Below are 11936 nucleotides of genomic sequence, written 5' to 3'. Positions count from 1 at the left end.
GATTTTATTAATGTTTAAAATCCAAAATAATTTATTATTGTTGAATGTATTTTTATTTATTGGTTTAGTTTTATTATTTGTTATCAATAACAATCAAGTAATTGCAATGAATAATGGTCAAAATCATGAACAATTAGAACAACATCAAATTTTACAAAACATGATTTCAAAAGAAGCTAGAATAGTTCAACAAATCGTTAATGCTCGTAATAATAATTTTCCTGAAAAAATGATTAATCTACTAAGACAACAACATAAAAGAATTAATCAACAAATTTATAATCAACAAACTTTTATATTTTTAGAAAACCAAAAGTTAGCGCTGATTGAAGAAATGGATATAGCTTTAAATAACACACCTCTTTATTCTTCAAAAAGACACATAAATATAATAAGAAATATTCAAATAAGAATTAATCAAAATCAAACACAAATCAACACCATAATACAACAAAGACAAAACAATTTGTAAAAAAAGAAATTAAAAAACCAAAACAACCAACTATTCCTAGAAAAAATTAAATAATTTAAATTATATTTTATTGTTATTATCAATATATTAAGGAAATTTTTAACAATGTTTAAAACCAAAAATAATTTAATATAAATATCTTATATTTTACAAAGACCCTTTCAAGGGTCTTTTTTATTTTAACAACATTAACTAACTGGCAAGGTAATAAATAAAATTAGACAATATGTTAATTAAAATTTTAAATACAACTGTCTTGAAAGAAACTATTTCACAAACCACATTAAATTAGGAGGTAACCAACAATGACCAAATCAACCAAAATGCCCTGTATTTAAAATTATTATTATCTTTTTCTTCATCATTCTTTTTCATTTCTCTTCTTCTATTTCTGCTCATTCTTTCTTTCATCGTCAAACTAAATCAGCCATTAAATTATCTGACTACCAAACTCTCCAACAAGAATGGTTAACAAATCAACCTCAATTCATCCGTCATGATATCCAAGTTTTTTCAAAAGAAAGTATTCCTGAAATCTTAAAATATTTCGATATAGAAGCTTATTTTTATGATATTTCATCTCCTTCCTATAACCCCTACGGTTATACTATCTTTTTCCCCAAACTCAAAGACCCACAAAAAGGCCTCTTAGGCGCCTATTTCAAACCCCGCATCAATCCTTTTAAAGAAAAATATCCTCATGAAGACAATGAATATACCTTAGAAGAGCTTTTAAAATACGAAACCTCCATCGAAGAAGCTTTTGTCTTTTGGGACATCCAAGAAAAACCTCCTCAGGAAGAACAATCTCAAATAAATTTAGTAGTAAGTAACATCTTCGCTGATCAAAACAAAGAAGAAGTAATTAATCATTATTTAATAGAAAATAATATCATCAAAGAACCAAAATTAATTAAATTAGGTTGTTATAACGCAACTCCACATACTGGTTTGGTCTTACCCTTACCATCAAAAAATTTCCATGAAATTGATATTGACGCTATTTATTACGACACTGGTATTAGAATCATGCCAGAAAGTGCCTCTAATAGAACTTACACAATTCATGATCTATTAAAACTATCAAACGGCGCAAAAAACATTTATCTCTTTACTTTTAACGTTCAAAAAAGAAAAAAATTTATCTCATTACCTGACTCTTTTGAACCCTATCAAGCCATCCGTGATTGGAAACGCGAAAATAATTTATTTACTTTTCCACTATTAATTCAAGAAAGTGAATACGAAGAACAATTAAAGAAGTTGAAATTTCTTTTGAAGTTACTTCTCCTTCTTATAAAAAATTTAATATTCCTTTTAAAGTTAAAATTATTTCCCATCTTTTCGAAACCGATAATACCATTTATTTTCTTCGTTGTAGTGATAGCTCTTTAAAAATTAAATTAGCTGAACAATATAGAACTAATTATATAAATTGGATAAATCAATGTTATATCAAATACGGTTGTTATTATTCAGGCGAAGAAGTCCGTAATAAATTCGGCCGTTCTTCTCGATGGATTTATAATGAAAATGGAACTAGTTATTATTATAAATATGTAGATGGTATTTTTTTTGATGATTGGTATATTGACGGAAATGAAACCGCAAAAACATATTATCAATTTTTAGACACCACCCAACCACCTAAAAAACCAAAAGAATTAGATTAATCTTTAATCACAAACCAGACCCCTTTAAAGGGTCTTTTTTTATTTAACAACACATACAACACTGGAAAGGAAACCAAAAACCATGTTCATAAAAAAAATCTTTCAATCTTTACCTAGTAATCTCATCTTTTTCATCATCACTCTACTTTCATTTATTCCAATTATAACCATTTATTATGTCATTAAATTCTATCTTTTCACCGTCAAACTAAGTATTCACCAATTAAAACAAGGAATAGTGGTTCAATTTTATCAACATTTAACCACGCAACAATCCAATCATCATGTGGAATTTCATTAATACTTGGTTAACCAAGATAAATAATAGCCTTAATACTATCAGTCGTTATTTCTTTACTTATCAAAATCAATGGTTAAATTTAGGTTTATTAACAATTATTTTATTATTTCTTCCTCATTTCTTATATTTAATTGATTTTATCATTAAATGTCTTTATCACCTTTTTTGTTTCTTTTATTATTTAGAAAAATATCTTTTATTATTATTAAAGAAAATATTTAAAAAAGAATAATTATTATGCGCATCAAAAACTTAAATCAACGCACTAAATTATGGTACCAACATCGAAAAAAATACATCAACGCTTCGGAAATCGCTTCCATTACAGGGTTAGACCCCTTTCGTTCCATGGAACAATTAGTTCATGATAAACTCTTTGGCACCACTTTTACCGCTAATCAATACACACTTCATGGACAAAAAATGGAGCCCATCGCGCGACAGTTTTTCATACAAAAAACCAATTTAATTTTCGAAGACACCATTTTCACTGATGATAAAGTTAACCTTTTTTCAGCATCTTTAGATGGTTACAACGAACAATATCAAGCTGTTTTAGAAATTAAATGTCCTTTTGTGAACGAAAATAAAGAAGTCTCATCCACTTGGACTAGTTTTTTAACTAATCCTTAACTCGAAAATATCCCTCAATACTACTGGGCCCAAGTTCAATGTCAACTCTATTGTTCTCAAGCGCACTTTGCTTACTTTTTAGTTTATTTTCATGACACTAATTATCATGTAGTACGAATTTATCCAGATAATCATTTTATTTCTAAAATGATTAAAGATAGTCAAAAATACTTAGCCCTTTTAACCAAATCCAAAGAAGAATTAGAAAAAACTACTTATTTAAAACAATTAAGGAAAATCAAATAATTAATTAATACTTTTAGACCTTCAAATTGAAGGTCTTTTTTTATGCCCAAATTAAGATTAAAAGGAGAAAACAATGAAAACAACCAAAAAAGAATTTATTGACAATTACGGATATAAAGTTATTCAAGAATACGATAAAGATACTGGTACATCTATTAAAGACATTTTTTATCAACTTGATGGTAAAACTATTCATTACATAGATGAATACGACAAAGCTACTAGCAATATTATTAAAAAACTGTGTATCGACTTGATGGAAAAACTATTGACTATGCATATGAATACGATAAAAAGTATCGTAACATGTTTAAATATATTGAATATCAACCTGATGGAATAACTTTTAAAGAAAAAAGCGAATACGATTATGATGAAGAACCAATCACAACAACATATTACAATCTCGATGGAACAATTAGTGATATCATTAACTTTTAAAAATCCAACAAAAATCAAAAAAAGGAGAAATCAATAATGAAATTAATCGTTTTTGAAGGACTCGACGGGAGCGGAAAAACTTCTCTTATTCACACCCTTCAACCCCACTTAAAAACCCCTCATCAACTGTATCAAGGCTTAGGGAGTAGTTCACTTGGAAAGGAAATTAGAGATTTATTTTTAAATTTTCAACAAGTAGATTACCTCACTCGTTTTTATTTAAGTCTCGCCAATATGGCCCAAATCCAAGCGGAATTATTAAAAAACAACCAATTAATTATTTTAGACCGTTGGTTACCATCCACTTATGCTTACCAATTATTTCCTTTTTCCAAGGAAAAGAAACAACTTTCCCCTTTAAAAAAGATCTTTAAGCTGAATCATGAAATTATCTTAAAAAAACCCGATTTATTAATTTATTTAGATATTGATCCTCTCATCGGAAGAACTAGAAAGAAGAAACAAAAAAACCATCAAAGAGATCTGATTGAAAGACAATCCTTAACTTATTTTCAAACCGTTCGCCAAGGATACAATCATTATCTCACTCATTATACTAGTGACATTAAGAAATTAATCTTAAATGGTAGCGATTCTATCAAAACCAATGTCAAAAAAATTATTAAACAAATAGGAGCACTATCAAATGGCGATCATAACTAAAAAAACCTGCCAAAATGGCAATACTTACATCTATTTTTCTAATGGAAAAATCAAAACCATTCATAAAGATGGCACCATTACCTGGAAAACAAAAAGAATTTTTAAAACTAAAAAAACCAACAAAAGACCTTAATTTAAAGGTCTTTTTTTATTTAAAGAAAGGAATATTAAATGTTAAATAACCAAGATTTTTTTAATATTCAACAATTTAATACTAATATCCAAACTGTGGAAATCTTAAAATGTTTTTTTAACAAAGACACCTTTAATCTTTCTATTAACGAATATATGAAAACCAATTACCAACAATTAAACCATTATTTTAACCAAAATAACATCAACTCTCAAAGTCAAAAAGTAATCCGTGGTAAAATCAATGAATATCTTATTTTACTCTATTTTCAAAACCAAGGAATCATTCATTTATATCCTCAAGCTTATTTATTTTTTATTCCAGATATTAAATTTGATTTAGTTTTATTTACAAAAAATAAACGGATTATCGCTTTTAATTTTAAAACATGTCTTCGTGATCGCTATAAACAAGCCATGGTAGAAGGGCAACAATTAAAAAAACTCGATACTCGTTTTGAATTTTATTTATTAACCAACAACGAACCAGAAACTCAGAGATTAAATCATAAAATCAATCAAGGAAAAGTCCAAGGCATTAATCAAGTAATTAACTTATTTTCCAATTCAGCCAACAATTTCTTACAAAACTTAATTACCCGTCAATTCATCCCTTTTTCTAACATTAACATCATTAAAAAATAAAAAAGGAGTTAATATAAAATGTTAACCAACGAACAAAAAGCGTTAAAACAAATCATTTCCTATATGAACCAAAATAAAGCTGACCAATTAAATTTTTATTTTCAACTTATTGAACCACAATCTTTTTTAGATAAACAACATACAAAAATCTTTCAATCCTTAAAATATTTAACCTTAAACCAGATAAATAATCATCCCTTTGATAAAATAAAGTCTCAAAATGATATAATCGAAGAATTACTCACTTATCTTCAAACTCATTTTCCCCAAGATCATTTTACGAAAGAAACATTATCTTTTTTAAGTGATAATTTTAATGAGGAAAATAACCTTGATTTCTTAGACAACCTAAAACATACCTATGCCCAAGAAAAACTGTTCCAACAACTCTTAAAAATTATTAGTCCTTCTTTTGAAAACAAGGATCCTTATCATAAACATCTATACTACCAAGAAATCTTTGATAAATTAAGAAAATTTATGTCCTTTATACCTCATCCCTCCGATAAGACTTTGTTAACTTTAAATCAAATGGCTTCTTGTCATCCTGAATTTTTCGAGTCCAATCAACAAGCCAAACAAAAAATTCAAGAAGAATATTACCGTTTATCAGAAACTTTCCGAGGCTTAAATCAAGCCACGAAAGGCTTTAAAAAAGGTCAAATTATCACTATTGGAGGCTATACAGGTTTAGGTAAAACCACTTTTGTTTACAACCTTCTTTTAGATATCACTAAAACCAAACACCAAGAAACTCATCATCATCCTCATCTCTTAGTTTTTTCTTATGAAATGACAATGGAGGAAAATTTAAGTCGTTTATTAGCCCACCAAACTCAAATTCCTTTAGATGTTATTTTAGATAAAAATTTGGAAGACTCAAACATCACTCAACATACCTACATGGAAAGGATGAAACAAGCCAAACAATTTTTTGTTAACATTAACTTATTGTTTAGTTATGACAAAAGTAAAAACATTGATTATGTCATTGATTTAGTTTATCGCCTTCATTTAGAAAAACAAGCAGAAATTATCGTTATCGACCACCTTCAAATTACTAAAGCTAGTAATCATTTTGAAAATGATCGATTAGCCATTGACGAAATTATGACTAAATTAAAACAATTAGCCATAGAATTAAACATCGTTATTATCATTTTATCTCAATTTTCAAGAGATACATACAGCCATTACCAAGGTAAATCGCCTGAAATCACCGCTTTAAAAGGAAGTGGTGGCATCGAAACTAACTCTGATATTGTTTTAATAATGTCTGAATTCCAACCCAAAATATCTAAAGATAAAGAAAAACCATTAAATATCTATAATCAAAATTGTAATCAATTATATTTAGCATCAAAAAATAACGAATCTCAAAAAATTATTGAATTATCTATTAAAAAGAATCGAAATGGTACCAAAAAAAACTTAGTTTATCACTTTGAAATGACCACTCAAACCTTCCAAGAAATCGGTTATATTTTACCTTATTCATTAGAAAGTTATTAAGGAAAAAACTCAATGAATTATCAAGAAAAAATAAAAGACATTCAAACCCATTTCCCCATGTCAGTTTTATTAAAAAAATTAAAAATTTTACCTCTAAATTTTAATAACCACCACCGTTTTCCTTGCCCCATCCATCAAGGAAAGAATCCCACTTGTTGTCATTTCACTTCAACTAACAAAATTCATTGTTGGAAATGTTGTAAAGATTACGATATTATTGATGTTTATATGACTATCCGTCAAATTCAATCCTTTCATGAAGCGATCCAAAGAATAAAAAGATTTATGAATTCTTTCGAATTTAAAACCTTAAGTCAACAAGAAAAAGAAATAACTAAAATAACTATTAACCCTTTTCAACAACCATATCAACCTATTAAATTAAAACAACCAGTCGACGAACAGGAAATTAATATCAAAAAGAAACAATTATTTAAAGAAATATCACCTTTATTCAACCAAATTCGCGATTATTATCATTATTTATTAATTTCCAACCAAAATAACGAAAGTCAACCAGGAATAGAATATTTAACTCAAAAAAGAAAACTCACTCTAGAAACCATCAAAGAATTTAAACTTGGTTATGCCCCATTATCTGATAAACCTTTATCTTTTCGTCTAGTAAATTATTGTAAAAAACAAAATATCGATACAACAAAATTAGTTGAATATGGTTTTATCAAAGAAAAAACCAGTCAACAAGGTAAAAAATATTTTCATGATACTTTTCATGGTTCCATTATTATCCCTATTCAAAATGGTTATCATCAAACTTTTCATTTTTATCAAAACCATTTCCGCGAAGTTTCTTATTTTCAACCCAAATATCAAGCTTTAACTAATTTTAGTCAAACTCCGACCTTTCATTTCAGTTATCGTTTTTTTGAAGCTTTACCATATATTAAACAAACAAAAACCATCATCATTCATGAAGGATTTTTTGATGTTATTAGTTGTTGGCAAAACAATATTAAAAACGTGGTCGGTCTCATTTGTGTCACTCAGCTACTTTCTCAATCTCAACTAGAAATTCTCAAAAAAGAAAAAATTAAGGTAATTATCGCCCTAGATAACGATGAAACAGGGCAAAAACGAAGCGAAGCCTTAGGAGAACAACTTAAAGAAGCAAACATTTTATACGAAATTAGACGTATTTTACCCCCCTACGACCAAACTTGTAAAGATGTTGATGATTTATTGCGCCAATTTGGAAAAAAAGCTTACCAAAAATGTTTTTTAGATCCATACATTACTTATGAAGAGGCCCAAAAGAAAATTATCGTTGATTTAGCTGTTCATTTCTTTGGAGAAGACAAAGTTGAAGTAATTAGTTAAATTACTTTGTTACACCAATATATAACATCTACACATATAAAAAAATTAACACAATCTCATAAAAAAATATATATACCCTAAATTTTAACTATTTAGGGTTTTTATTTTTATAACAAAAAATCAAATAAAAAGGAGAAAAGAAATGAAAAACGACACTAGTCAAGAAATTAGAATCGGGGGTTTGGACACAAAAACCACCCCTAACGATTTAACCCAAATTAAAAACTTTTTAAAAATATTAAAAGAAGATTTAATCAATCTCGCCATTATTTCTCATTCTAAAAAGAAAAATACCTACCAAGAAGCCAATTACCGCCCCAAAAACCAAACTCTCTTCGTCGATCCTCACATCTTAGAAGAAATGAAACAAACAAAAATCACCTTAATTAATGATAATTTTTCTTCTAGTAATAGCAAAACTATTACTTTCTGATTTAAACCCGATTAAAAGCCAAAATAACCCCCTTAAAAACCTATTTAATATCTTCCAAATCAATTATAAAAATGAATCTAAAAATATCATCAAAAAATTAATTGGAAAAATTGATGTCAATAAGTTAGAAACTTTACAGTTATATCAATTAGACCCTCAAAAACTAGATAAATACCATAAACCCATGAAAACTAACTATAAAAAAGGGTTAAACATTATTTATTATCAAAAAGAAGATTTAAAACACATTCAATCTTTTTTAACAAAAGATAAACAAGGTTATCGGGTGAAAAAGTTACGTTCTGGTTATTTATCCAATTTAAATAAAAAAATTAAAAACAAATAAATAATTTATAAAATTACCATTTTATTACCATTGAGTTACCTTTTATTACCACTTTATTACCGTTTTATTACCATCTTATTACCGCTTTGTTACCATGTTACTTTTCATATATCCTTTTTAATAAAAAGCTTATTTAAGGAGTGATATTTGATATTTTATATCGATAATGATAATGATACTCGATATTTGATATTATCGAATTATCATTTTTCATATCATTGTTATTTATCGATATCATAAAAACCTCTTTTTTAGGTAATTTTATTTTTTAATTTATTTCAATCATTAAAATCAACTTTAATTTTTAAATTAATTGCCTTACCAAGTATTAAAATTATTATATTATGAAACAAAAAGATGCACGCGCTGAAGCGCTTATTTAGAGTTATAATAGTTGATATATTTAAAATAATTTATAAAGATAATTGGTATTAAGATGCAAAAATTAAAACAAAAAATTAAATTATTACAAAAAATGATTGAAAAAATTAAAAAAATTGATAAAAAAATTGTTTTTCATTTAGTTAACCAATTTAATCAAACTCTTAATTTAACCACTATTTTAAAAACAATTCAAATTAAAAGAAGTACTTATTATTATTGGTTAAAAATGAAAGATAAACTAAAAGAAAAAGAAGAAAAATATTTTTTACAACAAAAACGGATTAAAGCTTTATGTCTCCATTATCAATATTTTTACGGTCATCGAAAAATCACTGATTTATACCAAAAAACCTTTAATGAATTTATCACCAAGAAAAAAGTTTATCTCATCATGAAAAAAAACGACATTAGTTGTCGTTTAAGAATCAAAAAAAATTTTACTTACCGTAATTTAAAAAATAATCTCCAAATAATTCCTAATTTAATCAATCAAGACTTTATGGCCACCAAACCTCTTCAAAAACTCTTTACTGACATCACTTATTTTAAAACTAATCAAGGTTTTCTCTATTTTTCTTGTATCATCGACTCTTTTAACAATCAAATAATTGCTTTACATGTTTCAAACCAACAAAATAAAGATTTAGTTTTAAATACTATTAAAAAACTTCCAAAAATTATTAATCCTTGCGTCATTCATTCTGATCAAGGAAAAGTTTATCAATCGCTCAAAATTCAAAAAACTTTAACAAAAAAAGGTTTTTTAATCAGCATGTCAAGAAAAGCCACCCCTCGTGATAACGCGGTCATTGAGAACTTTTTCGGTCAAATGAAAACAATCTTACAACATCAAAATCCTTTTTTATTTCAAAAATCTCCTAACAAAATGAAAAAATTAATCAATCAATTTTCTTAATTTTGGAATACTAAGTGGATTTTAAGTAAATTAAACTATTCAACTCCATCTCAATATTCTCAAAATCTAAGATAAATTTTTAGTTGAATTAATATAAAATAATATAACCTTGAAAAAGGTTACTTTAGTACGCTTTTTTACCTAAAAATAATAAAATTTAAAAAAATATCATTTTCTTTCATTTTGTTGACGAGTTTTTAACTTTTTTTACCTAACTATATAGTGAAGGGTTAAAATATTAAAAAAATATCTTTTGAAACTAAAGAATTATCAAAAAAAGTTTAGACACTTTTTAATTCAACAAAATATTTCCTTAGTTTGAAAAGATAGGAAATTATCAATTAATAGTTAGTCTGAAAGAACAATTTTAAAATAAAAAGTTGTATGAAAAAACGGAACAGTTCAGTTCTTTAATCCGAAAATTAAAAGATATTTGATTATCAACATCAAAAGCGTTATATAAATAACGCATAACTAAAATGATTTTCAAATTTTTTATAATGAAAAAAATATTTTAAAACCAATCAAAAACTTCTTTGGTTCCAGTATTTTGACCTAAATAAACATCATAAACTTTTAAATGTTCTAATTTTTCTTTTTTTTGAGGAATAATAGATTGATAATAAAAACGATCAATTTCTGAAGAATCTGTTTGAAGATTATTGTTTAAAAGCACTTTTTTTCTTTTAAAACCTCAGGAAATACATTTTTTTGAGACATTATTTTTTTTTGAAGAGATAAATAATAATAAGTAATTTCAATGCCTAAATAAAAACAGAAATATAAACTATAAAGAGAAAATCAAAAAGAAAATTTGTTTTTTAATTAATTTAAAACTTCTAATTTTTGTTGACAAATTTTTTTCGTTTTACTAAAAGTTTTTTTAAAGCTTCATCTTTTTCCGTTTCTATTTCTTTCGTTAAATTATCAATTTTATTTTTTAATTCATTTTTATTTACTAAATGATTAATTTCTTGATTGATGTTTGTTATGTGTTTTTTAATTTCCTTTTGTTTTGTTTCTAAAGGAGTTTTATCAGTAGGAGTTAATTTAGGTGTTTTTAATTTTTTTTTAAATCTTTTAAGATATAATTTTGTAATTCATCTTTTTTAGAAAACAATTTTTGTTTTTCTTTTAAAGACAATAATTTTTTTTAGCTAATTTTTTTTCAGTTAAATTATGTTTTTTAGTTACTGACATATCTTCTTTTGAATCTTCATTTGTTTTTAATTCTTTTTCATATTTTTTAATTTCGGTTTCTAAATGATTAATATAAAATTGAAAATTAATAAAATTTTTTAAATTTGTTTGTTTTTCTTGTTTTTTTTAATAATTTGTTCTAAATTATTTTTATATTCAGGAGTTAAATTTTTTTTGTTTTTAATTCTTCTTGGAGAGTTTTAATTTTTGCTTGTTTTTGATTTTATATTTTTTGTTAAATTATCTTTTTTAGATTCTAATGATATACATTTATCTGTAATTTCTTTAATTTTGGAATTAGAATAGTTTAATTTTTCTCGAAACATACTTTTTTAATTCTTATATAAATATTTGTTATCACTATTATTTATTAATGTAAATATAAATATCGTCTATACTAATTATTAAATTAAAGGCTTTTTTTGAAAAGAGGTATTATAAGACTTTTTTTGAAAATTAGAGTTTAATTTAACGCATTATGATTTTTAATTAATATATTTTGTTTTTTGATTAAATTTTGTTATTGTTATTTTACTCCTTTCTTTAGAGTTTAATTTTTTGTTTAAATGATTTTTTTTAATTATTGAATGTTTCTGTTGTT

12 protein-coding genes and 3 pseudogenes are annotated in these 11936 nt (G+C 25.6%); 14 read left to right on the top strand and 1 reads right to left on the bottom strand.

The window, feature by feature from the left end; all coding sequences use genetic code 11:
- Positions 1–10: 10 nt before the first annotated feature.
- The 14 genes and pseudogenes from RS022_RS02880 (at position 11) to RS022_RS02810 (ending at position 10210) form a co-directional block, all read left to right on the top strand.
- Positions 11–472, top strand: coding sequence for an SVM family protein (locus RS022_RS02880; RefSeq protein ID WP_268849696.1), 462 nt, complete (start codon positions 11–13; stop codon positions 470–472).
- Between the two features lie 951 nt (positions 473–1423).
- Entirely contained in the window at positions 1424–1867 is a 444-nt protein-coding gene (locus tag RS022_RS04180; RefSeq protein ID WP_308738516.1) for a hypothetical protein, read from the top strand.
- Positions 1868–2227: 360 nt separating this feature from the next.
- On the top strand, positions 2228–2446 hold the full coding sequence (locus RS022_RS02870; protein WP_268849695.1) for a hypothetical protein: 219 nt from the start codon (positions 2228–2230) through the stop codon (positions 2444–2446).
- On the top strand, positions 2430–2678 hold the full coding sequence (locus tag RS022_RS02865) for a hypothetical protein (protein WP_268849694.1): 249 nt from the start codon (positions 2430–2432) through the stop codon (positions 2676–2678). Before RS022_RS02870 ends, RS022_RS02865 begins: the two co-directional genes overlap by 17 nt.
- A gap of 5 nt (positions 2679–2683) precedes the next feature.
- Positions 2684–3325: pseudogene (locus RS022_RS02860) on the top strand (YqaJ viral recombinase family nuclease).
- Positions 3326–3398: 73 nt separating this feature from the next.
- The gene (locus RS022_RS02855) at positions 3399–3668 is read left to right on the top strand and encodes a DUF2963 domain-containing protein (RefSeq protein ID WP_268849693.1); all 270 of its coding nucleotides are present in this window, start codon (positions 3399–3401) and stop codon (positions 3666–3668) included.
- Entirely contained in the window at positions 3593–3766 is a 174-nt protein-coding gene (locus RS022_RS02850) for a hypothetical protein (protein WP_420885773.1), read from the top strand. Before RS022_RS02855 ends, RS022_RS02850 begins: the two co-directional genes overlap by 76 nt.
- 36 nt (positions 3767–3802) lie before the next feature.
- Positions 3803–4429 carry a dTMP kinase gene (gene tmk, locus RS022_RS02845; protein ID WP_268849691.1) on the top strand — a complete coding sequence of 209 codons (627 nt, stop codon included), beginning with the start codon at positions 3803–3805 and terminating at the stop codon, positions 4427–4429.
- Positions 4413–4562 (top strand): hypothetical protein, encoded by a 150-nt coding sequence (locus tag RS022_RS02840; RefSeq protein ID WP_268849690.1) that lies wholly within the window; start codon positions 4413–4415, stop codon positions 4560–4562. The genes tmk and RS022_RS02840 overlap by 17 nt, the downstream gene beginning before the upstream one ends.
- Positions 4563–4600: 38 nt before the next feature.
- The gene (locus RS022_RS02835; protein ID WP_268849689.1) at positions 4601–5206 is read left to right on the top strand and encodes a hypothetical protein; all 606 of its coding nucleotides are present in this window, start codon (positions 4601–4603) and stop codon (positions 5204–5206) included.
- Between the two features lie 18 nt (positions 5207–5224).
- On the top strand, positions 5225–6718 hold the full coding sequence (locus RS022_RS02830) for a replicative DNA helicase (protein ID WP_268849688.1): 1494 nt from the start codon (positions 5225–5227) through the stop codon (positions 6716–6718).
- Between the two features lie 12 nt (positions 6719–6730).
- On the top strand, positions 6731–8056 hold the full coding sequence (locus tag RS022_RS02825; protein ID WP_268849687.1) for a toprim domain-containing protein: 1326 nt from the start codon (positions 6731–6733) through the stop codon (positions 8054–8056).
- 142 nt (positions 8057–8198) lie between these two features.
- Positions 8199–8839 (top strand): annotated as a pseudogene (locus RS022_RS04175) (phase variable surface lipoprotein).
- Positions 8840–9271: 432 nt separating this feature from the next.
- A pseudogene (locus RS022_RS02810) lies at positions 9272–10210 on the top strand (IS3 family transposase).
- A gap of 439 nt (positions 10211–10649) precedes the next feature.
- On the opposite strand, the gene RS022_RS02805 reads toward RS022_RS02810, so the two are convergent.
- A complete protein-coding gene (locus RS022_RS02805) occupies positions 10650–10811 on the bottom strand; it encodes a hypothetical protein (RefSeq protein ID WP_268849684.1) in 162 nt (53 codons plus the stop codon).
- Between the last annotated feature and the right edge of the window lie 1125 nt (positions 10812–11936).

The organism is Candidatus Phytoplasma rubi (assembly GCF_026821955.1).
Classification (GTDB): domain Bacteria; phylum Bacillota_I; class Bacilli_A; order Acholeplasmatales; family Acholeplasmataceae; genus Phytoplasma; species Phytoplasma vitis.
The sequence above is the reverse complement of the archived record's forward strand: the minus strand, read 5'-3'. Positions and strand labels throughout refer to the sequence as shown.